The following is a 24,067-nucleotide window of genomic DNA, read 5'->3' as shown; positions in this document are numbered from 1 at the left end:
CGCCGTCCAGCCATGCCCCAAAAGGCCCTTCCACGAAGGCAGCGCTTTGCAGCGCGCCGAACATAGCGCCCCCGAAGGAGTATCTCGATGAGTGAAGGTAGCAACGTCCAGTTTTCCGAACGCGAGGCGCTGCTGTTCCACTCCCATGGTCGACCGGGCAAGATCGAGATCGTCGCATCCAAGCCGATGGCGACGCAGCGCGACCTGAGCCTCGCTTATTCGCCCGGCGTGGCCGTGCCGGTGCGCGCGATCGCCGAAGATCCGGCGACCGCTTATGACTACACCGCCAAGGGCAATCTGGTGGCTGTGATTTCCAACGGCACCGCGATCCTTGGGCTCGGCAATCTCGGTGCGCTTGCCTCCAAGCCGGTGATGGAAGGCAAGGCAGTGCTGTTCAAGCGCTTCGCCGACGTGGATTCGATCGACCTCGAAGTGGCGACCGAGGATGTCGACAAGTTCATTTCGGCCGTGGAACTGCTGGAGCCGAGCTTCGGCGGCATCAATCTGGAAGATATCGCCGCCCCGGCCTGCTTCATCATCGAGCAGACGCTGCGCGAGCGCATGAACATTCCGGTGATGCATGACGACCAGCACGGCACCGCGATCATCGCCGCCGCCGGCCTGATCAACGCCTGCCACCTCACCGGGCGCGATATCCGCGACGTCGACGTGGTGGTGAACGGCGCGGGCGCCGCCGCGATCGCCTGCGCGGCTTTGATCAAGTCGATGGGCGTGCCGCACGATCGTGTGCTGATGTGCGATCGCAAGGGCGTGATCTATCAGGGCCGCGAAGAGGGCATGGACCAGTGGAAGTCCGCCCATGCGGTGAAGACCGACCGGCGCACGCTGACCGAGGCGATGGTGGGCGCCGACGTGTTCCTCGGCCTTTCGGCCGGCGGTGCGCTGAGCGCGGACATGGTGAAGACGATGGCCGACAAGCCGATCATCTTCGCGATGGCCAATCCCGATCCCGAAATCACGCCCCCGGAAGCGCGCAGCGCGCGCCCCGACGCGATCATCGCCACCGGCCGTTCGGACTATCCGAACCAGGTGAACAATGTGCTGGGCTTCCCCTTCATCTTCCGTGGCGCGCTGGACGTGCGGGCGACGACGATCAACGAGGAAATGAAGATCGCCGCCGCGCAGGCACTGGCTGAACTGGCGCGCGAACAGGTGCCCGAGGAAGTGGCCGCTGCCTATGGCGGCGCGGCGCCGCGTTTCGGCAACGATTATATCATCCCCGCGCCGTTCGATCCGCGCCTGATGGAAATCGTGCCGGTGGCGGTTGCCAAGGCGGCGATGGATTCGGGTGTGGCGCGCAAGCCGATCCTCGATCTCGGCGCCTATCGCCAGGAGCTGAAGGCGCGGCTCAACCCGACCACATCGGTGCTGACGCTCGCTTATGAAGGTGCCAAGGCGCATCCCAAGCGCGTCGTCTTCGCCGAGGCCGAGGAAGAGGTGGTGCTGCGCGCCGCCATCCAGTTCCGCGACGGCGGCTATGGCATTCCGGTGCTGGTGGGCCGCGACGACGTGCCGGAACGGCTGCGCGCGCTGGGCGTCGACAAGCCCGAGGAGTTCGAGCTGCACAACAGCCGGATTTCGCCGCTGGTGCCCAAGATGGTGGACTATCTCTACCAGCGGCTCCAGCGCCGGGGCTATCTGCGCCGCGATGTGGAACTGATGGTCAATCAGGATCGCAACATCTTCGGTTCGCTGCTGCTGGCGCTGGGCGAGGCGGATGCGATGATCACCGGCGTCACCCGCACTTATTCGCAGACCATGCGGCAGGTGCGGCGCGTGCTGGACCCGGCGGAGGGGCGCAAGCCGTTCGGCATCCACGTGCTCGTCGGCCAGAGCCACACGGTGTTCATGGCGGACACGACGATCACCGAACGCCCGACCGCCGAGGAACTGGCGGACATCGCCGAGCACACCGCCGCCGTCGCCCGGTCGATGGGCCATGAACCGCGTGTCGCCTTCCTGTCCTATTCGACCTTCGGCAACCCTTCGGGAAATTGGCTCGATCCGATCCGGGGCGCGGTGGCGCTGCTCGACGAACGCGGCGTCAGCTTCGAATATGAAGGCGAAATGGCGCCGGACGTCGCGCTCAACCCCAAGTTGCAGAAGAACTATCCGTTCATGCGGCTTTCCGGGCCGGCCAATGTGCTGGTCATGCCGGGCCTGCAATCGGCCAACCTGTCGGCCAAGCTGCTGCGCGAACTGGGTGGCGATTCGGTGATCGGGCCGATGCTGGTCGGCATGGAAAAGCCGGTGCAGATCGCGACCATGGGGTCGACCGCATCGGAACTGGTGACGCTGGCGGTGCTGGCGGCGGGCGGCATCGCCCGCTGAGCGATGCCACGGGGTCCTGGCGAGAGTCGGGATCCCGTGAGCCTGTGGCCGGACCCGGCAAACGGGCGCCGGCAAACGGGCGCCGACAAACGGGCGGGTGAGGCGGCAAGCCGCCGAATCGGCTTTAGCGTGAAGAGGCCAATGGGGCGCCGATCTCGGGCGCCCCGGTGAAGCCTTATTGCGGGTTGTCGGCCGTGCCGCCGCCGGTCATCGGGCCCATGCCGCCGACGCGGCCGATATTGCCGAACAGTTCGGCGAAGAAGCCGCGATCGCGACCGAGCGTCGGCGTCTTGTCGCCATTCGGGCGGACCGCGACGACCTTTTCGAGCCCCGTGCGATCGACCTGGACGACATTGCCGGCGGCATCGAAGCGCACTGCCAGCGTCGTCTGCGCGACCGGGCGGGGGCTGGAGAAAGCGAGCTGGCGGGTATCGCGGCCGATATAATACCAGCTTTCCGCGCCCTTATCGAACTGGCCCGAAAAGCTCGGCCGGCCCAGCGTCTTTGCCACCGAATCCTTGTTGTCGATCCCCGGCTGCACCGTATCGACCAGCGTCGAATCGACGATATAGCCCTTGTGATCGCGGATGCGCGAGCAGCCTGCAGTCGCCAGCAGCGTCAGCGCCAGCGCGGCCGTACCAAGGCGCATGGGCAGGGAGGGCATAAGGGAACTTCTCCTCGTCGACGCATTCCACCGGGCGGCCCATGCGTTCTGGGCTGCCGCCGATTGTCATTGCATCGGCGCCCGTGCGCCTCAATATGCGCGGAGACCGCGCCGACGCAAGCGCGCGCCATCAGAAGCCGGAAAGTCCTGACGATCGTGTCCATCCTGAGCCGCCTTTTTCCCGACCGCGACCAGCGCGCGCCCTATCGCCCGCTTTACGATGCGGTGGTTGCCGAGGCGCGCACGCCGATCTGGTATCTCGACGGCGGGGTGCCCGATACGGTCGACGGCCGGTTCGACATGGTGGCGCTGGTCCTCGCGCTCGTGCTGATCCGGCTGGAGGGCGAGGATGAGGCCGGCCGGCTGCCGTCCACCCTGCTCACCGAATTGTTCGTCGACGACATGGATGGCCAGCTGCGCCAGATTGGCGTGGGCGATGTCGTCGTCGGCAAGCATGTCGGCCGGATGATGAGCGCGCTGGGCGGGCGGATCACCGCTTATCGGGCCGCGCTGGCGGGCGATGCGCCGCTGGCCGACGCGCTGGGCCGCAATCTCTGGCGGGGTGAAGCCCCCGCTGGCGCTGCGATCACCTTTGTCGAAAATCGTGTACGCGCCCTTCATGCGGCGCTGGCCGCCACGCCGGCGGCCGCGCTCTATGCCGGAAAGCTGCCCACGCCATGACTGCACCCGCCAATGAACTGTCCCGCCCGATCCGCCTCGACACATTGGGCGAGGGCGAACGGGCTATCGAGATCGAAACGACCGTCGAGGAGCGTGGGGCGCTCGCCCGCCGCTTTGGCCTGATCGCGATCGGCGCACTTGCCGCCGACGTGCGCCTGCACCGCGAAGGGCTGTCGGTGATGGCCGAGGGCCGCATCCGGGGCGAGGTCGAGCAGCCGTGCATCGCGACCGGCGAACCGGTGCCGGCACGCATCGACGAATCATTTCGTTTGCGTTTCGTGCACGAGGATCAGGCCGGCGCGGCCGAGGAAATCGAGCTGTCCGAGGAAGATTGCGACACGGTACCGTTCGAGGGCGGGTTGATCGATATCGGCGAAGCGGTGGCCGAAACGCTGGCGCTGGCGCTTGATCCGTTCCCGCGCAGCGCCAATGCCGATCAGGTGCTGAAAGCGGCGGGAGTCCTTCAGGAAAACGAGGTTGAAACCGGCCCGTTCGCCGCGCTCAAGGGATTGCGCGACAAGCTGGCGCGCTGATCGGCTGCCCTGAAAGGCGCGTCCCGCCTGCAACAGATCACGCCGATTCTGCACGGGATTCGCGCGCTGCATCTTCCAAAACGGCCGCGCGCGCATTACATCGCGCGCAATCAGGAAGCCGCGAACAGGAGATGCAGCTATACGTCCGCCCATGATGCGCCGCCCGCTGGGGCAGCCGCCGATGCCGCTCAACGGCCCGCGATATAATGAGTTCATCCAGTCGCCCAAGGTACGGGTGATTGATGAAAACGGCGAGAATCTGGGCGTGATGTACACGCGCGAGGCGATGGAGCAGGCCCAGGAGGCCGGGCTCGATCTGGTCGAGGTTTCGCCCAACGCCGATCCGCCCGTCGCCAAGTTCCTGGACGTCGGCAAGTTCAAATATGAGGCCCAGAAAAAGGCCAACCTTGCCCGCAAGACCCAGAAGACGCAGGAGATCAAAGAGATCAAGATGCGTCCCAACATCGATGATCACGACTATGACACCAAGATGAAGAAGGTGTTCGAGTTCATCGAGGAAGGCGACAAGGTGAAGGTGACCTTGCGTTTCCGCGGGCGCGAGCTGGCGCACGGCCAGCTGGGCATGCAGGTGCTGCAGCGCGTTCAGGCCGACACGATCGAAGTGGCGAAGGTCGAACAATTCCCGCGCATGGAAGGCCGCCAGATGCTGATGGTGCTGGCGCCGAAATAAGCTTTGCGGCGCGGCCTTGCGCCGCGCCCCTTGCGGGGCCAAGACGGGGCTATGCGTAGAGGCCATCGTCCATCCACGCCGGCTTCGGGCCGGCCCCGTTTCTGGGGGCGCCATGCGGTTATCGCGGCGCTCGCCAATCCCAACCGCACCGTCCGCAAGATGTGGGGCACGCGCGAGGCGCTTTCCGCGCTCGATCTGCCCCCGGTTATCCCCGTCACCTACGCCGATGTCGCCGATCTCGGTCGACTGGTGCCTTCCGATGCGCCGCATCAGGGGCTGGTGATCGAGGTCGACCCGCTACCCGATATCTGGCTGGGCGATCTGCTCGATCAGGGGCGCGATGATCGCCGGCCGCTGATCGTGCTCGATCAGGTGACCGATCCGCACAATGTCGGCGCGGTGCTGCGGTCCGCCGCCGCTTTCGATGCGCTCGGCATCGTCACGCAGGATCGCCACGCCCCGCCCGAATCGGGTGCGCTTGCCCGGTCCGCCTCGGGCGCGCTCGAACTGGTGCCCTGGGTGCGCGTGGTGAACCTTGCCCGCGCGCTCGACGAGATTGCCGAAGCCGGTTTCTGGCGGGTCGGCCTGACCGGCCATGCCACCCAGACGCTGGGCGAAACGATCGGCTCCGCCCGCGTCGCGCTGGTGCTGGGCGCCGAAGGCGAAGGCATGCGTGCCAATACCGAGGCGCATTGCGACGAGCTTGCCAAGCTGCCGATCAGCCCGCGCGTCGAAAGCCTCAACATCTCGAACGCCGCCGCAATCGCGCTTTATGCGGTGGCGACGCGCGATCAAGGGGGGGAATGACGCATGCAATGGATGCGGATCGCGGCGGCGCTTGCCGCGCCCATGCTGCTGGCGGGCTGCCTGCTCCAGCCGGGCAAGTTCAGTTCGGGCCTGACGGTCAAGGCCGATCGCAGCTACAGCTTTGCCTATAAGGGCGAGGTTTACGCGCTCGATCCGTCGGAGATGATGGAATCGAGCCTCGGCAGCATCGGCTCCGACACCGATGAAGGCGAGCTGACCGACGAGCAGAAGGCTGAAAAGGCGGCCGAAAAGGCGCAGAAAGCCAAGGAAAAGGCCGAAACCGAAGTCAAGCGCAAGGCGGTGGCCGAGGCGTTGATGAAGGAAACCGGCTATCGCTCGGTCGTCTATCTCGGCAACGGTAAATATCTGATCGATTACGAGATTTCCGGCAAGCTCGACCATAGCTTCGTCTATCCGTTCAATTCGGATGCGGAGATCGTGCTGCCGTTCATCGCGGTCGAACTGCGCAAGGACGGATCGGTGCGGGTGAGCGCGCCTGCCTTTGCGGGTTCCACCGACCAGCGCGCCTCCGCGCCCGGCATGCCGAGCCGCAACGACGTGCTGGACGGCAGCTTCACGCTCACCACCGACGCCGAAATCGTCATGCACAATGAAGAAAGCGGCGTGCAGCCCGGCGCGGGCGGCATGAAGACGCTGACCTGGCGGGTGACGCCGCTGACCAAGGACGCGCCCAAGGCATCGCTTCGACTGGCGAAGTGAAGGGCGATGAAGGGGAGGGCGCGAATCGCCGGCCCACCCACCTTGCTGTTGCCGAGGACGCAACGAGGATGCCCCTGACCCTCCATTGAATGCACGCCTGCGATGCGACACTTGCTGAAGGGGCAGGCCCGGCCGGGCCGGGCGAACGACAGGAGGGGCGCATGATGAAGCGGATTTTTGCGGCGGCGATTCTGGCTATGGGCGTGATTGCGCCGGCGCAGGCCGCGCCCCAGGCGCCGACCGCAACCTTCTCCAGGCCGGTGGCCGATGATGCGCTGACCCGGATGTTCACCTGGTGGAACGCGGCGTTCAAGGATCCGCAGGGCTTCACCCCCGAAGCGTTCGGCCGCTATTTCACCGAGGATGCGGTGATGCGGATCAACGGCACCGATCGCGCGCGTGGGCTGACCGACATGGCGCAGCGTTTCCGCAAGATTCAGGCGAGCGTCGATCAGGTCGAGATCAAGGTGCCTTTCGTCGAGGCCTTCTCGTCACCCGATGGCAGCAAGATCTTCACCTATCATCTCGAAAGCTCGGTCAGCGATGGCAAGCCGAGCCGCGGCATGGTGATGGGCTATGCCGAGGTGCGCGACGGCAAGATCGCGCTCGTCAATTTCCTGTCGATGGATGGCGAGCCGGGGCCGATCGCGGGAAAGTGATCGCTTGGAGCGCTTTCCAGGCCGGTCGAATCCCCTGCTGACTCGGAAGGCGCTGTAAACAAAGAGCTTGGAGCATTCGAGCCGACGCATTCGGACCGGAAACTGCTCTAGCCCCATTCCACCGTCGGCCAGCCGCGCACCGCCGCCATGCGGCGCAGCTTGTCGTGCGCGTTGACGGCAAAGGGTTCGTCCGACCATTCCATCACCGGCGCGTCGGAGGCGTGGTCCGAATAGAAGCGGATCCGGCACTCGGCGCGATCCAGCCCCTCTGCCGCCATCCACGCCTGCACCATGCGCAGCTTGGCGGGGCCGTAATTATTCTCGCCATCGATCTTGGCGCGAATCCGCCCGTCGAGCCCGATGATGCTGTTGGTGGCGATGCAATCGTCAAAGCCCAGCCGGTCCGCGATCGCTTCCGAATAGAGGCGGTAGGACGCGGTCGCCAGCACCAGCCGGCGGCCGGCGGCGCGATCGGCGGCGATCTGGGTGAGCGCGCCGGGGTGGATGTTGTTGGCGACGGTCGCCTCGGCGAAACTGTCGATCACGGTGCGCAGTTCGTGCGGGTGGTTATGCCGGCCCAGCAGCAGCGCGTGGTTGATTTCCTTCAACCGCGCCCGATCGATCAGCTTCAGCACATAAGCCAGCATCGACAGCAGCACGAGCGGGGTGAAAAGCAGCCGCCAGGGCGCCCGCCGCCGCGCCGCGTGGAGCAGGAACGGCGTGTAGGTGGCGACGCGCGTGATCGTGCGGTCCATGTCGTAGATGGCAAGTTCCGTCATGGGGCGGGCTTAGAACATCACCGCGCGAGAAGCGAGGCCGGCTGGACCCCCGGCCGGCGGCCGCCTAAGATGCGGCATTCCGATATCGTCTGACGAGGCCCGTTCCGGGATGACCGCTCACACCCCGCCCGCATCGATCGGCGAGCGGCTTTCCTCCACGCCCGGCGTCCGCCGCTTTCCCAACCGCAAGCTGGATCTGTTTCTGGCGCCCGATTTTCTGGACACGGACGCGTGTGCGGCGATCATCGCGCTGATCGACGAGCAGCGCCGCCCGTCCACCCAGGCCGATGCCAATGGCGATCCGCTCTACCGCACCAGCGAGACCTGCGACCTTGACTGCGCGCACCCCGCCGTCGCCGCGCTGGATGCGCGGATCGCGGCGCTGACCGGCCTCGATCCTGCGCATGGCGAGCCGATGCAGGGCCAGCGTTATGCGGTGGGGCAGGAATTCAAGGATCACACCGATTATTTCGAACCCGGCGGGCTGGATTATGATCGCTATTGCACGGGCTGCGGCCAGCGCACCTGGACGGTGATGATCTATCTGAACCAGCCGGCAGCCGGCGGCGCCACGCGCTTTCGCCGGATCGACAAGATCATCCAGCCCGAAACCGGCAAGTTGCTGGCCTGGAACAATCTCGATGCCGCGGGCCAGCCCAATGGCTGGACGCTCCATCATGGCATGAAGGTGCGCAGCGGCACCAAATATGTCGTCACCAAATGGTTCCGGCAGCACCGCTGGCCGCATGGCTGATCGCGGCTTGCGCGGGCGCACGCTACTTGCCGTTCGCATCATCCTCCCCCATGGTTGGCGCGCATGAGCGAAGCGGCTGATTTCACTGTCGACGGGGAGGGGATTCTCCGCTTTTCGGGGGCGCTCACGCTTCCCCGGCTCGATGATCTTGCCGATCGGCTGGACGCGCTTGAAACCCCGCCGGCGCGTATCGACCTGTCGGGCGTTCAGCGCATGGACACGGTGGGCGCGTGGCTCGTCCACCGCCTGACCCGCGACAGCGGAGCCGTGACGCAGGGCGCGAGCGAGGATTGCGCGCGGCTGATCGACCAGGTGGCGCAGGCCGACAAGCCATGCCGCATCCGGCCGGATCATGTGTCCCCGCTCGCGCGGGTATTGGCGCAGATCGGCGCGGCGACGGTGGTCGCGTGGCAGACCTTGCTCGGCCTGATCGGCTTCTTTGGCGCGATCGTCGTTTCAACGGGGGCGGTGATCCGCAACCCACGCAAGTTTCGCGGCAATGCCGTCGCCCGCCAGTTCGAGGTGGTGGGTGTCGACGCGCTCGCCATCATCGGCCTGATGAGCATCCTGATCGGGATCGTCATCGCCCAGCAGGGCGCAGTCCAGCTCCGCCAGTTCGGGGCCGAGGTGTTCACCATCAACCTGATCGGGCGGATCACGCTGCGCGAACTGGGCGTGCTGATGACCGCGATCATGGTCGCCGGGCGATCGGGCAGCGCCTTTGCCGCCCAGCTCGGTTCGATGAAACTGGCCGAGGAAGTGGATGCAATGCGCACGATCGGCGTTTCGCCGATGGAGGCGCTGGTGCTGCCGCGCGTGCTCGCCACCGTCGTGCTGATGCCGTTGCTCGGCTTCTATGCCTCGCTCGTCGCGATCATCGGCGGCGGCATCCTGTGCTGGATCTCGCTGGAGATTCCGCCGGCCACCTATATCCAGCGGATCCGCGAAGTGGTGCCAATGACCGATCTGTGGGTCGGGCTGATCAAGGCGCCGGTGTTCGGCGCGATCGTCGCCATCGCCGGCTGCTATCAGGGCATGCAGGTGAAGGGCAATGCCGAGGAGGTCGGCCTGCGGACCACGGCGGCCGTGGTGCAGGCGATCTTCCTGGTGATCGTGCTCGACGCCTTCTTCGCCGTCTTCTTCTCGTCGATCGGCTGGATCTGATGGGCCAGGGCAGCGACGATATCGCCATCCACGTCCAGGGGCTGAAAAACGCCTTTGGCGATCAGGTTGTCCATGAAGGGCTCGATCTGGACGTGCGGCGCGGCGAGATCATCGGCGTGGTCGGCGGATCGGGCACCGGCAAGTCGGTGCTGATGCGCTCGATCATCGGCCTGCAGATGCCCGAGGCGGGTGAGGTGACGGTGTTCGGCGTGCCGATGCTGGGCCGGTATGACGAGGGCGAGGCCGAGGCGATCCGCCGGCGCTGGGGCGTATTGTTCCAGAATGGCGCGCTGTTTTCGACGCTGACCGTCGCCGAAAATGTCGAGGTGCCGCTGCGCGAATATTATCCGCAGCTTTCGGAAACGCTGCTCGACGAGATCGCGTCCTACAAGATCGTCATGTCGGGCCTGCCGGTGGAGGCGGGGCCGAAATATCCGTCGGAGCTTTCGGGCGGGATGCGCAAGCGCGCCGGGCTGGCCCGCGCGCTGGCGCTCGACCCCGAACTGCTGTTTCTGGACGAGCCGACCGCCGGGCTCGATCCGATCGGCGCCGCGGCCTTCGACGAGCTTCTGGCCGATCTGCAGGAGCGGCTGGGCCTGACGGTGTTCCTGATCACCCATGATCTGGACACGCTCTATGCGATCTGCGACCGCGTGGCCGTGCTGGCCGATCGCAAGGTGATCGCGGTCGGAACGATCCCGGAATTATTGGCGTTGGACCATCCGTGGATTCAGGAATATTTCAACGGCCCGCGCGGCCGTGTCGCCGCCGATACGGCGCAGCGCAACGGAACCGGGCCGGATATGGCGGGGAGCAACTGACGAACGATGGAAACCCGCTCTAACCATATCCTTGTCGGCAGCGTCGTGCTGGCCCTGCTCGCCGTCGTGCTGATCTTCATCGTCTGGCTCGCGCGCCTTTCGGGTGGCAACGAACAGCTGTTCGACATCTTCTTCAAGCAATCGGTGGACGGGCTGGCCAAGGGATCGTCGGTCACCTTTTCCGGCGTGCCGGTGGGGCAGATCAAGGAAATCGTGCTGATGCCCGATCAGCCCGAATTCGTTCGCGTGCGCATATCGGTCAACGGCGATACGCCGATCCTGCAGGGCACCACCGCCACGATTGCCGGCGTCGGCTTTACCGGGGTCAGCCAGATCAATCTTGATGGCGCGATCAAGGGCCAGCCGCCGATCGCCTGCCCGGACAATGATCGCAGCGCGCAATGCCCCCATGGCGTGCCCGTGATCCCGACCAAGCCGGGGGCGCTGGGCGAATTGCTGAACAGCGCGCCCGAATTGATGGAGCGCCTGTCGACGCTGACCGAACGGCTCGGCGAACTGGTGAACGAGGATAATCAGCGTTCGGTGGGCCACATCCTCGCCAATCTCGAACGGTTGACGGGATCGCTGGCGCAGCAGGGGCCCGAAATCGGCCAGGTGCTGGCCGACACCCGAGTCGCCATCCGCCAGGCGGGCGATGCGGCCGAACAGATCGGCAAGCTCGCCGCCACCACCAATGGCGAATTGCAGCCGATCGCGGCCGATCTGCGCCGGACCGTGCAGTCGGCCGAGCGCAGCATGAACCAGCTGGAAGGCGCGATCGGCGATGCGCGGCCGGGCCTCAAGGCTTTCTCGACGCAGACGATTCCCGAAGTCAGCCAGCTCGTCCGCGATCTCACCGAAATGTCGGAAGCGCTGACCGGCGTTGCCGGCAAGCTCGATCGGGGCGGCGCCGGCGCCGTGCTCGGTGGCAACAAGCTTCCGGACTATGAACCGAAATGAGGCGCATGAAACCGCATCCGATCCTGATCGCCGCGGCGCTGCTGCCGCTTTCCGCCTGCGTCAGTTTTGGCGAGGATCCGCCGGCCACGCTGATGACGCTGTCGGCCGATGCCACCATGCCCGCCGGCGCCGCGCGGCCGGCGCGCGATGGCCAGGCGGTGACGGTGATCCCGCCCAGCGTGCCGCAGGCGCTCAACGTGTTGCGCGTGCCGGTGCAGACGGGGCCGACCAGCGTCGCGTATCTCAAGGATGCGCAGTGGATCGAGCCGCCCAACCGGCTGTTCCGCAATCTGCTGGCCGAAACCATCGCCGCGACGACCGGCCGCCCGGTGCTCGACCTGCGGCAATATTCGCTCGCGCCGGGGATCAGGCTGACCGGCCGGCTGCAGCGTTTCGGCCTTGATGCCACGACGCGCGAGGCGGTTGTGACCTATGATGCCAGCCTGGCGCGCGGCGGGGCGGATGCGCTGGAGACACGGCGCTTCGAAGCGCGTGTGCCGGTGACGCGGGAAGATGCCAAGACGGTTGCGCCGGCGCTGAACCGCGCGGCCAACCAGGTGGCGGGTGAAGTGGCGCAGTGGATCGGCGCCTGAACGGCGCGGATTGATCCCAGCGGGGGTTCCGATCAGGCGGTGAGTCGGGCGCTTTCCAGCGATCGCACCATCGCGCTCAGCCGCGCGCGATCGGCCAGTGCCTCGTCGAGCAGGTTGCGCAGCTCACCCAGTTCCATCGCGCGATCGGCGATGCGCGCGTCGAGCGCGGCATTGGTGCGGCGCAGCTCGTTCATCCTCTTCGCGCGATCGAGCAGGCGCAGGAGGCGGGCGGCCAGCACGTCGAAATCGAACGGCTTGGTGACATGATCGTCGGCACCGGCGGCCAGCGCGTCAACGGCCGCGCCGATATCGCTGCGCGCCGTCATCATCAGCACCGGCATGTCCGCCGTGCGGGGGGCGGCGCGAATTTCGCGCAGCGTTGCCAGCCCCGACAGGCCATGGAGCTGCGCGTCGATCAGCATGATATCGAACGCGCGGCTGTGGAGAAGATCGAGCGCGGACGGACCGTCGCTGCACAACATCGTGCGGAAACCGAGCCGGCGAAGCCTGCGGCCGATGACGTTGAGGCTGGTGGGGTTGTCGTCGACCACCAGCACGTCGCGGCCGTTCCGCACCATTTCACCCATGTCGTCCACCATGCCCTTCCCCGGGAATCGATGGACGAAGCCTAGGGCGGTCATGTCACGAAATGGTTAACCATGGCCGTTGGCGCCGGCCGTGATGGGCGGCGCGAGGTTAGCCGCTGTTGCGGAGCGCGGTGGCGATGGCGTTGATCGACAGCTGGATGCCTTCGCGGATGCGCGGATCATCTTCCCCAGCGCGATGGCGCTTGAGCAGTTCGATCTGCAGATGGTTGAGCGGCTCGATATAAGGCAGGCGCAACCGGATCGAATGGTCGAGCGCCGGGTTCTTTTCCAGCAGATGGGCCTGTCCGGTGATCGCGAGAAGCCCGTCGCGGGTGCGATGCCAGTCGTCGCGGATGCGATCGAAGATGGCGTGGGCGCGCGGCTGATCCTCGACCAGCGCGACATAATGGCCCGCGATGCCCATGTCCGACTTGGCGAGCACCATTTCGAGATTGGCGAGCGTCGCGCGCAGGAACGGCCAGCCTTCCACCATTTCGCTCAGCAGCGCGCGATCGGGAAAGGCGGCGATGGCATGGCCGACGCCATACCAGCCCGGCAGCATCACCCGTGCCTGCGCCCAGGAGAAGACCCAGGGGATCGCGCGCAGATCTTCGATCCGGTCGCTTTGGGTGCGGCTGGCCGGGCGCGACCCGATCTTGAGGTCGGCGATCTCGGCGATCGGCGTCAGCTGGCGGAAGAAGGTGCGGAACCCATCGGTGCCGTAAACAAGATCGCGATAGGCGTGGAAGGCGGTGTCGGACAATGCCGCCATCGCTGCCGCGAAGCGTTCATATTGCGCTTCGGGCAGCTGCGGCGGCTCCAGGCTGGCGAGGAGCGTGGCCGACGTCATCGCTTCGAGATTGGCGGCGGCACTTTCGAGCGTGCCATATTTGGCGGCGATCACCTCGCCCTGTTCGGTGATGCGGATGCGGCCCGCGACGGTGCCGGGCGGCTGGGCGCGGATCGCCGCGAAGCTCGACCCGCCACCACGGCCGACCGCGCCACCGCGACCGTGGAAAAGCTGCATCGCCGCGCCGGCGCGCGCGAATACCGGGGCGAGCGCGCGGCTGGCCTGATGCAGGCTCCATACCGATGTCAGATAGCCGCCATCCTTGTTCGAATCCGAATAGCCGACCATCACTTCCTGATAGCCGCGCGCCGTGGTGATCGCCGCCGCTTCGGGCAGGGCGAACCAGTCGGTCATCACCTCGGGCGCATTTTCCAGATCGCCGATGGTTTCGAACAGCGGCACCACCATGATCGCGGCGGTGGGCGGATTGCCCGGCAGATAGAGGCCGGCTTCCTTGAGCAGGACATGCACTTCCAGCAGGTCCGAAACGCTTTCGGCCTTGGAAATCAGATAGGTGGTGATCGCCGCCGGGCCGTAGCGCCCATGGGCTTCGGCGGCGGCGTGGACGATCGCCATTTCGGACGCGGTTTCGTCGGAATAACGCGCATAGGGGCTGGAGAGCGGACGGCTGCTCGCCAGTTCGCGGCGGAGGAGCGCGACGCGTGCCGCCTCATCGAGCGCGCGATAATCGGCTTCGACGCCCGCCACCTGCAGCAGTTCGGCGACCACGCGTTCGTGCACGTCGGCATTCTGGCGCAGATCGAGCGTGGCGAGGTGGAAACCGAAGGTCTCGACCGCCCGGATCAGCCGGCCGAGCCCACCGCCACCGGCCAGCGCGCCCCCGCCGCCTTTGGCGAGCGCATGGGCAATGGCGACGAGATCGGCGCGCAGTTCGCCCGGCGCGGCATAGGGATCGGCCGCGAAGGAGGCCGGGCGCGGCGGCTCGCGCCCCGCAAGCGCGCGATAGGTGGCGGCCAGCCGGGAATAGATGCCGGTGATGGCACGGCGGAACGGTTCGTCGCTGCGGCTGGCCGCCATGTCGCCGCTGCGATCGGCCAGCGCCAGCAGGTCGTCGGTCACGACCGCCAGTTCGGTCGAGATCGACAGTTCGGCACCCAGTTGATGCAGGGTATCGAGATAATGGCCGATCACCGTTTCGGACGCGCGGCGCAGCGCCAGCCGCAGCGAATCGGCGGTGACATTGGGATTGCCGTCGCGATCGCCGCCGATCCAGCTGCCGGGCTTCAGGAAGCTGGGCGGTCGCTGCCCGAGCGCGCGTTCCCAGCGCGCTTGCAGCGCAGGGATGACGGGCAGGAAGATGTCGCGCAGATAAGCGAGCGCGGTTTCCACTTCGTCGGCGACGTAGAGCCGTTCGCGCCGCAGCGGCCGCGTTTGCCAGAGCAGCGCGATCTGGCGGTAGATCGCCTCGTCCACCAGTTCGCCGCCATCGGTTTCGGTGCGGCCAAGATCGCGGAGCTTCATCAGTTCGGCGATATGGTTGCGATGGTCGATCATCGACTTGCGGCGCACCTCGGTGGGGTGCGCGGTCAGCACCGGCGCGATCAGCGCGTGCTGGAGGAGGGTGGCGACCTGATCGCGGCCGATCCCCTGCGCGTCCAGCGCCGCGATGGCGTGGGCGACGTCGGCACCCGGCTCGGCCGCGACGCCCTGGCGATCTTCGGCCAGGTTGGCGAGCATCGAAAACAGCATGAAGCCGCGCACGAAGGCGAGCGTATCGTCCAGGCTGAGCGCATCGAGGCCGGGATCCACGCTATCGGCGTCGGCCACCCCGCGATGCCGGTCGACCGAGGCCGATCGGATATATTCGATCCGCCGGAACAGCGCGTCGCCGCCATAGGCCCGAATGACGTCGCCCAGCAGCCGGCCGAGGAAACGGATGTCGGGGTTCTGGGTGATCGGTGCATGGACGGCCATGGCGGGATGCTGCACCGCAACAGCCATGGCCGTCAATGCATGCTTGGCGCCTTACCGAAATCGCCGCCTGCCGGGCCCGATCAGGGCTTGCGCTGATATTCGACGAAATCGCCCAGCGGGCAGGAGCCGAAATGCATCGGCGACGGCGGGTCGATCACGCCGACGATATCGAGATTGCACAGGCTGCCCGTCGTGATCTGCGTCACCAGCGTGCGATCGGCCTTGAGCGCGCGGCAGCTGCCGCCGGCGGGCTGGTTCACATACCATTTGCGGGAATTGATCTTGTAGATGATCGCGGTCTGATCGACGATCTGGCTCGATCGCACCTGGCTGAGCTGGATGCACGAGGCCCGACCGACGGGTTCGAACTTCTCCAGCGCCTTCTGCGCCTTTTCGCTATATGTCACGTTGGGCGCGGTTTCCGCCGCGTGCGCGCTTCCCGCGGCCAGCAACGCGGCGGCGATGGTCGGGATAAGATAGCGCATCGTCCTGTCCTTTCGAGGGGTTACCCCTGACGGACGAAGCCTAGCACGCCGCACCTTAACCGCGAAAAACATCCTTGGCCGCGCGGCGTTCGGCAAGCTCGGCGATCGAGGCTGCGCGCATGAACGGATTGGTCGCGCGTTCGAGCGCGATCGTCGTCGGCACCGTGGGCAGCCCTTCCGCGCGCGCGGCATCCACGTCGGCCATGCGCGCGACCAGCGCGGCATTGTCCGGCTCGGCGGCGAGCGCGTAGCGCCCGTTCGACTGGGTATATTCATGCGCGCAATAGACGCGGGTTTCCGCCGGCAGCGCTTCCAGCCTGCGCATATTGGCGAACATCTGGTCGGCCGTGCCTTCGAACAGCCGGCCGCAGCCCATGGCGAACAGCGTGTCGCCGACGAACACCATGTCTTCGGCGGGCAGGTGATAGGCGATGTGGCCGGCGGTGTGGGCGGGCACCGCGATCACGTCGGCGGTGATCGCGCCGATCCGTGCCTGATCGCCATCATCGACCAGCCGGTCGAGCGTCGGGATGCGTTCGGCCTCGGCGGCAGGGCCGGTGATCGTGCAGCCGGTGGCGGCCTTGATCGCTTCGTTGCCGCCCGTGTGATCGGGGTGCCAGTGGGTGTTCCAGATCTGCGTGATCCGCCATCCACGCGCGGCGGCGGCATCGAGCACGGGTTCGGCGACCGCCGGGTCCACGGCCACGGTTTCGCCGCTCGCCGGATCATGGGCCAGCCAGACATAATTGTCGGAGAGGACGGGAATGCGCGCGATCTCGATCATGTCGGCCAGCCTTTGCCTGTCCCGCCGAGCAGCGCAAGCGCCTCGGCGGCAAGATGTTCGGTCAGGGCTTTTGCGGGGATCGGCCGGCTCAGCCGCGATGCCTGGCCGGACCAGAGCGGGCCGAAACCGGCAGGATCGGCGGTGCGCAGCCGCGCCAGCGCGCTGGCGGCGTGGGGGAAGGGCGGTGCTTCGGCGCGGATTGGCCCCAGCGTCGCCATCAGCCGGTTGGGAATGCCGCGTGCCAGCCCGCCGCTGAACAGGTTGGTGAAGACGGTGCGGTCGGCCGCATCGCTGGCCAGTGCTGCGCGATGGGGTTCGTGGATCAGGCTTTCGGGGCAATGGAGATAGGCGGTGCCGATCTGCACCGCGCTCGCGCCCAGCATCAGCGCGGCGGCAATGCCCCGGCCATCGGCGATGCCGCCCGCCGCGATCACCGGCACGTCGACGACATCGACGATCTGGGGGATCAGCGCCATCAGCCCCATCTGCGCGTCCGCCGATCCGCCAAGGAAACGCCCGGCATGGCCGCCGGCTTCCCAGCCCTGCGCGATCACCGCGTCGACGCCATGGGCCGCCAGCCAGCGCGCTTCGGCAACGCTGGTCGCGCTGGCCAGGATCATCGCCCCGGTCGCGCGGGCGCGATCGAGCAGGGGCTTGTCGGGCAAGCCGAAATGGAAGCTGATGATCTCCGGCCGCAAATCCTCCACGACGGCGGCCATCTCCGCGTCGAACGGCGCGCGCAGCGGCGGCGCCGTGGCCGGCGCGTCGACATGATATTCGGCGAAGAAGGGGGCGAGCAGCGCGCGCCAGGCGCTGTCATCGGGCGCGGGGCCGAGCCGGTGGCAGAAGAAATTGAGGTTGACCGGCCCGGTCGCGCGGGCGCGAAGCTCATCGAACTGGCTGCGCAGCGCGCCGGGGGTCAGCATGGCGCAGGGCAGGGCGCCCACGGCGCCACCGGCCATCGCCCCGGCGGCCAGGCCGACGCCGCCGGCCGCGGCCATGGGGGCCAGCAATATGGGGTGGGCGGAACCGAGCCGCCCGAGAAAGGTGCCCTGGCCTACCATGTCCCCGTATTCGGCATCGACGCCCATGGCTCCTGCGGCGGCAGATGGCCGTCCTGGAGCAGTTCGATCGAGATATTGTCGGGTGTGCGGACGAAGGCCATGTGGCCGTCGCGCGGTGGGCGGTTGATCGTCACGCCGGCGTCCATCAGACGCTGGCAGGTTTCGTAGATATTCTCCACCCGATAAGCGAGGTGGCCGAAATTGCGGCCGCCGTCATAGCCGGCCTCGCCCCAATTATGGGTCAGCTCCACCTGTGCGCTCTCGTCGCCCGGCGCCGCCAGGAAGATCAGCGTGTAGCGCCCGGCCTCATTGTCCATGCGCTTTGTCTCGCGCAGGCCGAGAAGCTCGAAGAAACGGATGGTCGCGTCCGGATCGGACACGCGGATCATGGTGTGGAGATATTTCATGCCCCCAATCTAGGCCCGGACACCGTCCGGTTGAAGGGGGAGGCTGAAATCAGGCGGCGCGCAGATGCGCGATGAACCGGGCGGTCACATCTTCCAGCATCGTCGCCTGGGCCATCAGCGCGCCGGCGGATTCCTCCACCTGCCCCGAAAGCCGTTCGGCGGAGGAGGCGGCATTGGCGACAAGGCCCATGCGCCGCGCCATTTCATTGGCGCCGGCGGCGGTTTCGGCGGCATTGCCCTCGATCGCGCCGGCGGTGCGGCGCTGTTCCTCGATCGACAGGCGGATGCCCGAGGATGCGCGCGACAGATCGGCGACGGCGATCGCGACTTCGTGGAGCGCATGTTCGGCATCCTGCGCGCCGCTATGCACGTTGCCGATCAGCGCCGTGATCTCGCTGGCGGCATGTTCGGTGCGGGTGGCGAGCGCCTTCACCTCGCCGGCGACGACCGCGAAGCCCTTGCCGGCATCGCCCGCGCGGGCGGCTTCGATCGTGGCGTTGAGCGCGAGCAGGTTGGTCTGCGCGGCGACGGCCTGAATCAGATCGGCGAACTCGCCAATATGGGTGGCGCGCGCGGCCAGCGTGCGGACGGCGGTGTCGCTCGCGGTCGAATCGCGTTCGGCGGCGGCACCGCGCGCCACCTGCTGGGTCACATTGTCGGCAATGCTGGTGATCGACCGCGACAGATCGGCAACGCTGGCCGCGACCGCGCCGGCGGAGGAGGAGGCCTGGGTGGCGGCGGTGGCGACGTCGGATGCCTGGCGGCCGGTTTCGCGGGCGAGGCCGCTCAGGTTTCGGGCCGACCCTTCCAGCCGGGCGGCGGCTTCGCCGACGGCATGGGCGACGCTGGAGACCGAACCTTCGAACTCGGCGGCAAACGCCATCAATTCGGCCTTGCGCGCCACGCTGGCGGCCCGTTCGGATGATTCACGCCGCTCGCGCTCCTGCGTGGCGCGGCCATCGGCGGCGCGGGCGGCGGCGAGTGCCTCGTCGGCCCGGGCACGCAAGGCTTCCGCGCGCTCGCGGCTGGCCTGGGCTTCGGCGGTCAGCGCCTCGCTTTCGCGGCGGGCGGCGAATTGTTCGAGGATCAGGTGGCGCAGCCGCGTCGTCGGATAAGCGAGGGCCGCACATTCGAGCAGCACCGCGACTGCGTGGATCGGCACGCGCGCGCTGCTCAGGTCGCCGCTGAACACCCAGGCCGGCTGGACGATCTGCAATACGAAATGGTGGACGGCGATCAGCGCCGCGGCGAGCGCGATCGGCCGCCAGTCGCACAGGATCGCCAGCGCGGCGAGCCCGACGAAGAAATACATATGCATGTCCATCTGCCAGGGATGGCCCTGCAGGACATAAAGATAGAGCGCGGGGTGCACCGCGACCATCACCGCCATCACCGCGCGGGCGGCGGCATCATGGCGGTGCTGGAGGGCGACGATCGTCGGCAGCAGGTTGACCGCCGCCGCGATCGCCAGCGCCGATGGCTCGTGCTCCAGCGAAAGCGCCAGGCTGAGCAGCAGCAGGCAGAGCGTGGACACCCAGCCGCAAATGGCGAGCAGGCGGATGCCCCGTGCGCGCAGCCGGTCGAGATCGCTGGTCATCGCGCTCATGCCTTTTCTCCACAGCCCGATCGCGGCGCGGCGAGCGTCAGGATGCCATGGCCGATCAGCGCGCCCGCCAGCGCATCGCCATCGACGATCAGCGATCCGGGCAGCGGCCCTTGCGCGATCAGGCGCGATCCGCTGGCGACGGCCAGCGCCGCAAGCTCGGTTGCGGCGGCAGGGGTGACGGGCACCAGCAGCATCGGGCCGCGCGCGGGCGGCGCCAGCGCGATGATCGCCAGCGCGGCGGCGGCGATAGCAAGCTGCATCGCCAGAATCGGCTGGCGAACCACGGATAAGCCAAGCAAACGCATGGCGGCGGCATGGGCGGCGAATGCTTAATTTTTTCGTAAATTTCGTAAATGCGCGGCGAATCGCAACGACGCTTGCGGAATCTGCACGTCGATCCGGGCACTTGCCGTTCGTCTTTTGCCGTTGGCCGTTCGTCGTCCGCCCGCGAAGTTGGTGGAGCCGAGCCGCCGCCCGGTCGAACCCCGAGTGCGTGCCAGGCCAGCTTTCCGTAGGGAAAATGCACGGCAACGGAAGCCTCCCCTTTCAACCGTCGCCGACAGGATGACAGGCCGCGTTGGCGGCGCCAGGGTTTGAAGGAGAGTTCTCATGTTCACGCGTTTCGCCCGCACCGGTTTCTTTACCGCCCTCAGCATCGTCGCGGCTTCGGCCACGGTGGTCGCGGTCAGCCCCGCCTCGGCGCAGAGCGAGAGCCGCAGCCAGCAGGTTCGCTTCGGCGATATCGATCTGCGCAGCGATGACGGCCTTGCCGAACTCAACAGCCGGATCGACAACGCCGCCAAGGACGTCTGCGGTGTGAGCGATGCGCGCACGATCCAGGAGATCTCGGTCGCCCGCAAATGCGCCCGCGTCGCGATCGCCGACACGGCTGGCCCGGTCCAGCTGGCGGTGGCGGAAGCCCGCTCGCAGCAGGGTTATGCCAGCAACGAAGTCTCGGTGCGCGCCGGCCGCTAAGGCCACCGCATCACGACAGGAAATCGCGGACGCGCCCCCCGGAATCCAGTCCCTTCCGTAGCGTTTGCGATGCGCCCCCGGGGTTCCCTTGTCCCGGGGGCGCAATTCGTTTGTCAGCGGCCCATCAGGGCCTTGGCCGCCTGCAAATAGGTGCGCCCGATCCGCACTTCGGTGCCATCCGCCAGATCGGCGTGCCACACGCCCAATCCATCATGGCGCAGCTTGGCGATATGATCGCGCCGCACGATCGTCGATCGGTGCAGGCGGACGAAGCGTTCGGGATCGAGCCGCCGTTCGAGTTCGCTGATCGTCTGGTGGAGCAGGAAGCTGCGCGGGCCGATATGCAGCCGCATATAATCGCGCTCGGCCTCGATCCGGTCGATGTCGGTCGCGGCGATGCGGATCATCTCCGAGCGATGCGGCACCCAGAATTCATCGGTCCAGTTCGTCGCGGCCGGCTGATCGGCGGGGGGTGCCCGCAGTTTCTCATGGACGCGCGCCACCGCCTTGCCCAGCCGATCGCCCGAGACCGGCTTCAGCAGATAATCGACGGCGGCCACGTCGAACGCCGCCACGGCGAACTGATCGAACGCCGTGCAGAAGATGATCGCCGGCCGGTCCGCCTGCGCTTCCAGCGCGTGGGCGACGCCCATGCCGTCGAGCCCGGGCATCGCGATATCGCACAGCAGCAGATCGGGCTTCAGCGCCTCGACCAGGCGGAGCGCGGCTTCACCATCGGTGGCGGTTCCGACAAGATCGATCCCCGGCGTCTGCGCGCACAGAATCTGCAGCCGCTCGATCGCCAGCGGTTCATCGTCGACGATCAGCGTGCGGAGCGGCCGTTCGGCCCCGGGATCAGCAGCCATTGCGCGACAGCGGCAGGAACAGCGTTACGGCGAAGCCGCCGCCCGGCAGCGGCCCCCAGCGGCAGCGGCTGTCACCCCCGAAGCGCGCCGCCAGTCGTTCGCGCACATTGCGCAGGCCGACGCCCGTGCCGTTGCTCGTCTCGTTCTCGGTCATCGGATCCCCGTCGTCCTCCACCGATAGCACCAGCCCGTCCGAATCCTCGCGGGCCCTGATCCGGATCGTAACCGGACGGCGCGCGCGCGATACCCCATATTTCACGGCATTCTCCACCAGCGGCTGGAGGATCAGGCCGGGCACGCAGGCGGTGCGCAGCGGATCGGGCACCTCCACCTCCACCTTCAGCCGATCGGGGAAGCGCACGGCCTCGATATCGAGATAGAGCCGCTGGAGGCGGATCTCCTCATAGAGCGGCACATCCTCGGTCGGATCGGCGGTCAGGCTGGTGCGGAAGAAGGTGGACAGGTTCATGATCATCCGCTCGGCCTCCTCCTTCTTGTCGGTCATCACCAGCGACGAGAGGGAGTTGAGCGTGTTGAACAGGAAGTGCGGATTGACCTGATAGCGCAGCGCGCGGAGCTCGGCAGCCTGGGCCGCGGCGCGGAAGCCGGCGGATTCGCGTTCGGCCGCGCGCACGGCGGCGGCGTAGCAGAGCGCGAGGAACAGGGCCGACCAGGCCGAGAAGAAGAAGAAGCCGTTGGCCGCCTGATCGGCGATCGACATGATCGGAGATTTCTCCTCCATGTCCTGCTCGCTCTCGTCGCCGACCTGGATCGTCACCTGCCGCGTCGTCGTGGCGACGGAGGGTGGCGCCGGTGGGGCCGGCGGGGCAGGGGGGGCGGCGCCGCTACCCGCTGCCGGATGCGGCGGAACGGCCGGCGCGGCTGGCGTGGCGGGAATCTCTTCCTTGTGGATGATGACCTTGGCGGTCTTGTCCTTCTTCTGGCTTTCGAATCGCTCGTCGAAATCCTTGAAGGCGAGCCAGTTCACCGTCGAATAGGTGATCGCCGCCGGCACCGCGAGCAGCGCCGCGACGATGATCGCCTGCTTCAGCGAATGGCGCACCGCGCGACGCAGGAAGAGATAGACGACATAGGTCAGCGCCATGCTGAACAGAGTCACGCCGGCCCGATAGGCCAGCATGATCACCTGATGGTCATAGCCCAGCCCGGCCGCGCGAAAGGTGATGATGGTGAAATAGAACAGCCAGAATCCGACGATCGAAAGCAGCGCTACCCGGTGGCTGATCTGCGCCCGTGGCGCGTCATCCTGATCGATATCCATCACGGGGGTATAACGCCGGATGGCTGAATCGCGAGTCATGCCGGCCGCACGCCCGTCGAACGGACGGCGTCGTTCATCGAAAGTTCAGGTTCAACGACCGGGTTGCACCTGCCTTTATTCCAACGAAATCCTGTCTGGAACGGCCCGCTCTGGCTGTGCGTTTTCCCACAGCCAGAGAGGAGTTTTCCATGGACGTGAAAGGCCACCACAAGCCCCGGACCGACGATCATCCGATGCCCAAGGTGCGCACCGCGCACGATGCCAGCGATGACAAGCGCCTGCGGCGCGACCCATGCGACGAGGATGCCAAGCTGGACGTCGCGCTCGACGAGAGTTTCCCCACCTCCGACGCGCCGGCCAACACCCAGCCGGGCAAGGGCAAGGATCCGGCCCCGTCATCGGGCTATGATGCCGATGCCGAACGCCGGATCGCAGCGAAGCGGGCCGATCGATAAGGTCGTGATGCCGTTCGGCCGGGGTGAAATCGCCCCGGCCGCTCGCTTCGTTCGGGGACCGTGGTTATAGCGGTGTCATGCCATCGCTGATCGGGCCGCTCTGTTTTCTTGTCGCGCTGGCCGCGATGGAAGCCGTGGCCTATGCGGCCCACCGCTGGATCATGCACGGCCCCGGCTGGTTCCTGCACCGCAGCCACCACCGCCCGCGCGACGGCTGGTTCGAAGCCAATGATCTCTATGCGGTGATCTTCGCGCTGCCGTCGATCGGGCTGATCTACGCGGGCGTGCAGCTCGGTTGGGGCGCCGCCTATGCGTGGGCGGGGGCAGGCATCGCGGCCTATGGCGCGATCTATTTCGGCTTTCACGATGTCGTCGTCCATCGCCGGATCGCCCATCGCTACGTCCCGCGCTCGGCCTATATGAAGCGGATCGTGCAGGCGCATCGCCTGCATCATGCCGTCGAAACACGCACCGGCGGCGTCAGCTTCGGTTTCCTTGTGGCGCCCCGGCCCGAGGCGCTGAAGGCAGAGCTGGCGGCAGGGGAGCGGCGCGCCTTGCGCAAACCGCGCAGCTAGCCACCACCACCACGGACG

27 protein-coding genes are annotated in these 24,067 nt (G+C 67.0%); 15 read left to right on the top strand and 12 right to left on the bottom strand.

Annotation, left to right across the window (positions count from 1 at the left end; translation table 11 throughout):
- Positions 1 to 87: 87 nt before the first annotated feature.
- Complete coding sequence (locus tag CHB74_RS10100) at positions 88 to 2,352, top strand: NADP-dependent malic enzyme (RefSeq protein WP_089219512.1); 2,265 nt, start codon at positions 88 to 90, stop codon at positions 2,350 to 2,352.
- Between the two features lie 175 nt (positions 2,353 to 2,527).
- Here CHB74_RS10100 and CHB74_RS10095 read toward each other — a convergent pair whose 3' ends face one another.
- A complete protein-coding gene (locus CHB74_RS10095) occupies positions 2,528 to 3,001 on the bottom strand; it encodes an outer membrane protein assembly factor BamE (protein WP_245842806.1) in 474 nt (157 codons plus the stop codon).
- Between the two features lie 171 nt (positions 3,002 to 3,172).
- Between CHB74_RS10095 and CHB74_RS10090 the strand changes: the two genes are divergently transcribed.
- From CHB74_RS10090 to CHB74_RS10065, 6 genes are all read left to right on the top strand, one after another.
- Positions 3,173 to 3,697: a ubiquinol-cytochrome C chaperone family protein gene (locus CHB74_RS10090; RefSeq protein ID WP_089219510.1), complete on the top strand. Its 525-nt coding sequence runs from the start codon at positions 3,173 to 3,175 to the stop codon at positions 3,695 to 3,697.
- Positions 3,694 to 4,230: a YceD family protein gene (locus CHB74_RS10085; protein WP_089219509.1), complete on the top strand. Its 537-nt coding sequence runs from the start codon at positions 3,694 to 3,696 to the stop codon at positions 4,228 to 4,230. Before CHB74_RS10090 ends, CHB74_RS10085 begins: the two co-directional genes overlap by 4 nt.
- A 151-nt stretch (positions 4,231 to 4,381) precedes the next feature.
- Positions 4,382 to 4,921, top strand: a complete 540-nt coding sequence (infC, locus tag CHB74_RS10080; protein ID WP_089219508.1) for a translation initiation factor IF-3 — start codon at positions 4,382 to 4,384, stop codon at positions 4,919 to 4,921.
- A gap of 51 nt (positions 4,922 to 4,972) precedes the next feature.
- A complete protein-coding gene (rlmB, locus tag CHB74_RS10075) occupies positions 4,973 to 5,728 on the top strand; it encodes a 23S rRNA (guanosine(2251)-2'-O)-methyltransferase RlmB (protein WP_089219507.1) in 756 nt (251 codons plus the stop codon).
- Positions 5,729 to 5,731: 3 nt separating this feature from the next.
- Positions 5,732 to 6,448 (top strand): hypothetical protein, encoded by a 717-nt coding sequence (locus tag CHB74_RS10070; RefSeq protein WP_089219506.1) that lies wholly within the window; start codon positions 5,732 to 5,734, stop codon positions 6,446 to 6,448.
- A 161-nt stretch (positions 6,449 to 6,609) separates the two neighbouring features.
- A complete protein-coding gene (locus CHB74_RS10065; protein WP_245842804.1) occupies positions 6,610 to 7,107 on the top strand; it encodes a nuclear transport factor 2 family protein in 498 nt (165 codons plus the stop codon).
- Between the two features lie 107 nt (positions 7,108 to 7,214).
- Here the strand turns inward: CHB74_RS10065 and CHB74_RS10060 are convergent, their stop codons facing one another.
- On the bottom strand, positions 7,215 to 7,886 hold the full coding sequence (locus CHB74_RS10060; protein WP_089219505.1) for an HAD family hydrolase: 672 nt from the start codon (positions 7,884 to 7,886) through the stop codon (positions 7,215 to 7,217).
- A 109-nt stretch (positions 7,887 to 7,995) separates the two neighbouring features.
- On the opposite strand from CHB74_RS10060, the gene CHB74_RS10055 reads away from it, so the two are divergent.
- The 5 genes from CHB74_RS10055 (at position 7,996) to CHB74_RS10035 (ending at position 12,178) form a co-directional block, all read left to right on the top strand.
- Positions 7,996 to 8,640 carry a prolyl hydroxylase family protein gene (locus tag CHB74_RS10055; RefSeq protein WP_089219504.1) on the top strand — a complete coding sequence of 215 codons (645 nt, stop codon included), beginning with the start codon at positions 7,996 to 7,998 and terminating at the stop codon, positions 8,638 to 8,640.
- A gap of 63 nt (positions 8,641 to 8,703) precedes the next feature.
- Entirely contained in the window at positions 8,704 to 9,804 is a 1,101-nt protein-coding gene (locus CHB74_RS10050) for an ABC transporter permease (RefSeq protein WP_089219503.1), read from the top strand.
- Positions 9,804 to 10,625, top strand: coding sequence for an ABC transporter ATP-binding protein (locus tag CHB74_RS10045; protein WP_089219502.1), 822 nt, complete (start codon positions 9,804 to 9,806; stop codon positions 10,623 to 10,625). Before CHB74_RS10050 ends, CHB74_RS10045 begins: the two co-directional genes overlap by 1 nt.
- Before the next feature lie 6 nt (positions 10,626 to 10,631).
- Positions 10,632 to 11,585 carry an MlaD family protein gene (locus tag CHB74_RS10040; RefSeq protein ID WP_089219501.1) on the top strand — a complete coding sequence of 318 codons (954 nt, stop codon included), beginning with the start codon at positions 10,632 to 10,634 and terminating at the stop codon, positions 11,583 to 11,585.
- Between the two features lie 5 nt (positions 11,586 to 11,590).
- Positions 11,591 to 12,178, top strand: a complete 588-nt coding sequence (locus CHB74_RS10035; protein ID WP_089219500.1) for an ABC-type transport auxiliary lipoprotein family protein — start codon at positions 11,591 to 11,593, stop codon at positions 12,176 to 12,178.
- Positions 12,179 to 12,210: 32 nt separating this feature from the next.
- On the opposite strand, the gene CHB74_RS10030 is transcribed toward CHB74_RS10035, so the two are convergent.
- The 8 genes from CHB74_RS10030 to CHB74_RS09995 form a co-directional block, all read right to left on the bottom strand.
- The gene (locus tag CHB74_RS10030; RefSeq protein ID WP_245842802.1) at positions 12,211 to 12,819 is read right to left on the bottom strand and encodes a response regulator; all 609 of its coding nucleotides are present in this window, start codon (positions 12,817 to 12,819) and stop codon (positions 12,211 to 12,213) included.
- Positions 12,820 to 12,874: 55 nt separating this feature from the next.
- Positions 12,875 to 15,550, bottom strand: coding sequence for a phosphoenolpyruvate carboxylase (gene ppc / locus CHB74_RS10025; protein WP_089219600.1), 2,676 nt, complete (start codon positions 15,548 to 15,550; stop codon positions 12,875 to 12,877).
- A gap of 80 nt (positions 15,551 to 15,630) precedes the next feature.
- Complete coding sequence (locus CHB74_RS10020) at positions 15,631 to 16,035, bottom strand: hypothetical protein (protein WP_089219498.1); 405 nt, start codon at positions 16,033 to 16,035, stop codon at positions 15,631 to 15,633.
- 55 nt (positions 16,036 to 16,090) lie between these two features.
- Positions 16,091 to 16,819, bottom strand: a complete 729-nt coding sequence (gene gloB, locus CHB74_RS10015) for a hydroxyacylglutathione hydrolase (RefSeq protein ID WP_089219497.1) — start codon at positions 16,817 to 16,819, stop codon at positions 16,091 to 16,093.
- Positions 16,816 to 17,883: an NAD(P)H-dependent flavin oxidoreductase gene (locus CHB74_RS10010; protein WP_089219599.1), complete on the bottom strand. Its 1,068-nt coding sequence runs from the start codon at positions 17,881 to 17,883 to the stop codon at positions 16,816 to 16,818. Before CHB74_RS10010 ends, gloB begins: the two co-directional genes overlap by 4 nt.
- Positions 17,877 to 18,290, bottom strand: coding sequence for a VOC family protein (locus CHB74_RS10005; RefSeq protein ID WP_089219496.1), 414 nt, complete (start codon positions 18,288 to 18,290; stop codon positions 17,877 to 17,879). The genes CHB74_RS10010 and CHB74_RS10005 overlap by 7 nt, the downstream gene beginning before the upstream one ends.
- A gap of 49 nt (positions 18,291 to 18,339) precedes the next feature.
- Positions 18,340 to 19,896: a methyl-accepting chemotaxis protein gene (locus CHB74_RS10000; protein WP_089219495.1), complete on the bottom strand. Its 1,557-nt coding sequence runs from the start codon at positions 19,894 to 19,896 to the stop codon at positions 18,340 to 18,342.
- Entirely contained in the window at positions 19,893 to 20,201 is a 309-nt protein-coding gene (locus CHB74_RS09995) for a hypothetical protein (protein WP_245842797.1), read from the bottom strand. The genes CHB74_RS10000 and CHB74_RS09995 overlap by 4 nt, the downstream gene beginning before the upstream one ends.
- 304 nt (positions 20,202 to 20,505) lie before the next feature.
- On the opposite strand from CHB74_RS09995, the gene CHB74_RS09990 reads away from it, so the two are divergent.
- Positions 20,506 to 20,871, top strand: a complete 366-nt coding sequence (locus tag CHB74_RS09990; RefSeq protein ID WP_089219494.1) for a UrcA family protein — start codon at positions 20,506 to 20,508, stop codon at positions 20,869 to 20,871.
- A 113-nt stretch (positions 20,872 to 20,984) separates the two neighbouring features.
- On the opposite strand, the gene CHB74_RS09985 is transcribed toward CHB74_RS09990, so the two are convergent.
- The gene (locus CHB74_RS09985; RefSeq protein ID WP_089219493.1) at positions 20,985 to 21,737 is read right to left on the bottom strand and encodes a LytR/AlgR family response regulator transcription factor; all 753 of its coding nucleotides are present in this window, start codon (positions 21,735 to 21,737) and stop codon (positions 20,985 to 20,987) included.
- Entirely contained in the window at positions 21,727 to 23,058 is a 1,332-nt protein-coding gene (locus tag CHB74_RS09980) for a sensor histidine kinase (RefSeq protein WP_245842796.1), read from the bottom strand. The genes CHB74_RS09985 and CHB74_RS09980 overlap by 11 nt, the downstream gene beginning before the upstream one ends.
- Positions 23,059 to 23,207: 149 nt before the next feature.
- Here CHB74_RS09980 and CHB74_RS09975 point away from each other — a divergent pair, with 149 nt between their 5' ends.
- Entirely contained in the window at positions 23,208 to 23,474 is a 267-nt protein-coding gene (locus CHB74_RS09975; RefSeq protein WP_179220797.1) for a hypothetical protein, read from the top strand.
- A 77-nt stretch (positions 23,475 to 23,551) separates the two neighbouring features.
- Positions 23,552 to 24,049, top strand: coding sequence for a sterol desaturase family protein (locus CHB74_RS09970; RefSeq protein ID WP_089219491.1), 498 nt, complete (start codon positions 23,552 to 23,554; stop codon positions 24,047 to 24,049).
- Positions 24,050 to 24,067: the final 18 nt, after the last annotated feature.

Source organism: Edaphosphingomonas laterariae, assembly GCF_900188165.1.
Taxonomy (GTDB): domain Bacteria; phylum Pseudomonadota; class Alphaproteobacteria; order Sphingomonadales; family Sphingomonadaceae; genus Sphingomonas_E; species Sphingomonas_E laterariae.
This window is presented reverse-complemented; position numbering and strand designations above follow the sequence as displayed.

What these genes read in the sequence shown, in the direction of transcription:
- CHB74_RS10100 (WP_089219512.1), top strand. Translation starts at nt 88, where the DNA reads ATGAGTGAAGGTAGCAACGTCCAGTTTTCCGAACGCGAGGCGCTGCTG.
- CHB74_RS10095 (WP_245842806.1), bottom strand. Translation starts at nt 3,001, where the DNA reads ATGCGCCTTGGTACGGCCGCGCTGGCGCTGACGCTGCTGGCGACTGCA.
- CHB74_RS10085 (WP_089219509.1), top strand. Translation starts at nt 3,694, where the DNA reads ATGACTGCACCCGCCAATGAACTGTCCCGCCCGATCCGCCTCGACACA.
- infC (WP_089219508.1), top strand. Translation starts at nt 4,382, where the DNA reads ATGATGCGCCGCCCGCTGGGGCAGCCGCCGATGCCGCTCAACGGCCCG.
- rlmB (WP_089219507.1), top strand. Translation starts at nt 4,973, where the DNA reads ATGCGTAGAGGCCATCGTCCATCCACGCCGGCTTCGGGCCGGCCCCGT.
- CHB74_RS10070 (WP_089219506.1), top strand. Translation starts at nt 5,732, where the DNA reads ATGCAATGGATGCGGATCGCGGCGGCGCTTGCCGCGCCCATGCTGCTG.
- CHB74_RS10065 (WP_245842804.1), top strand. Translation starts at nt 6,610, where the DNA reads ATGATGAAGCGGATTTTTGCGGCGGCGATTCTGGCTATGGGCGTGATT.
- CHB74_RS10060 (WP_089219505.1), bottom strand. Translation starts at nt 7,886, where the DNA reads ATGACGGAACTTGCCATCTACGACATGGACCGCACGATCACGCGCGTC.
- CHB74_RS10055 (WP_089219504.1), top strand. Translation starts at nt 7,996, where the DNA reads ATGACCGCTCACACCCCGCCCGCATCGATCGGCGAGCGGCTTTCCTCC.
- CHB74_RS10050 (WP_089219503.1), top strand. Translation starts at nt 8,704, where the DNA reads ATGAGCGAAGCGGCTGATTTCACTGTCGACGGGGAGGGGATTCTCCGC.
- CHB74_RS10045 (WP_089219502.1), top strand. Translation starts at nt 9,804, where the DNA reads ATGGGCCAGGGCAGCGACGATATCGCCATCCACGTCCAGGGGCTGAAA.
- CHB74_RS10040 (WP_089219501.1), top strand. Translation starts at nt 10,632, where the DNA reads ATGGAAACCCGCTCTAACCATATCCTTGTCGGCAGCGTCGTGCTGGCC.
- CHB74_RS10035 (WP_089219500.1), top strand. Translation starts at nt 11,591, where the DNA reads ATGAAACCGCATCCGATCCTGATCGCCGCGGCGCTGCTGCCGCTTTCC.
- CHB74_RS10030 (WP_245842802.1), bottom strand. Translation starts at nt 12,819, where the DNA reads ATGACCGCCCTAGGCTTCGTCCATCGATTCCCGGGGAAGGGCATGGTG.
- ppc (WP_089219600.1), bottom strand. Translation starts at nt 15,550, where the DNA reads ATGGCCGTCCATGCACCGATCACCCAGAACCCCGACATCCGTTTCCTC.
- CHB74_RS10020 (WP_089219498.1), bottom strand. Translation starts at nt 16,035, where the DNA reads ATGCGCTATCTTATCCCGACCATCGCCGCCGCGTTGCTGGCCGCGGGA.
- gloB (WP_089219497.1), bottom strand. Translation starts at nt 16,819, where the DNA reads ATGATCGAGATCGCGCGCATTCCCGTCCTCTCCGACAATTATGTCTGG.
- CHB74_RS10010 (WP_089219599.1), bottom strand. Translation starts at nt 17,883, where the DNA reads ATGGTAGGCCAGGGCACCTTTCTCGGGCGGCTCGGTTCCGCCCACCCC.
- CHB74_RS10005 (WP_089219496.1), bottom strand. Translation starts at nt 18,290, where the DNA reads ATGAAATATCTCCACACCATGATCCGCGTGTCCGATCCGGACGCGACC.
- CHB74_RS10000 (WP_089219495.1), bottom strand. Translation starts at nt 19,896, where the DNA reads ATGAGCGCGATGACCAGCGATCTCGACCGGCTGCGCGCACGGGGCATC.
- CHB74_RS09995 (WP_245842797.1), bottom strand. Translation starts at nt 20,201, where the DNA reads ATGCGTTTGCTTGGCTTATCCGTGGTTCGCCAGCCGATTCTGGCGATG.
- CHB74_RS09990 (WP_089219494.1), top strand. Translation starts at nt 20,506, where the DNA reads ATGTTCACGCGTTTCGCCCGCACCGGTTTCTTTACCGCCCTCAGCATC.
- CHB74_RS09985 (WP_089219493.1), bottom strand. Translation starts at nt 21,737, where the DNA reads ATGGCTGCTGATCCCGGGGCCGAACGGCCGCTCCGCACGCTGATCGTC.
- CHB74_RS09980 (WP_245842796.1), bottom strand. Translation starts at nt 23,058, where the DNA reads ATGACTCGCGATTCAGCCATCCGGCGTTATACCCCCGTGATGGATATC.
- CHB74_RS09975 (WP_179220797.1), top strand. Translation starts at nt 23,208, where the DNA reads ATGGACGTGAAAGGCCACCACAAGCCCCGGACCGACGATCATCCGATG.
- CHB74_RS09970 (WP_089219491.1), top strand. Translation starts at nt 23,552, where the DNA reads ATGCCATCGCTGATCGGGCCGCTCTGTTTTCTTGTCGCGCTGGCCGCG.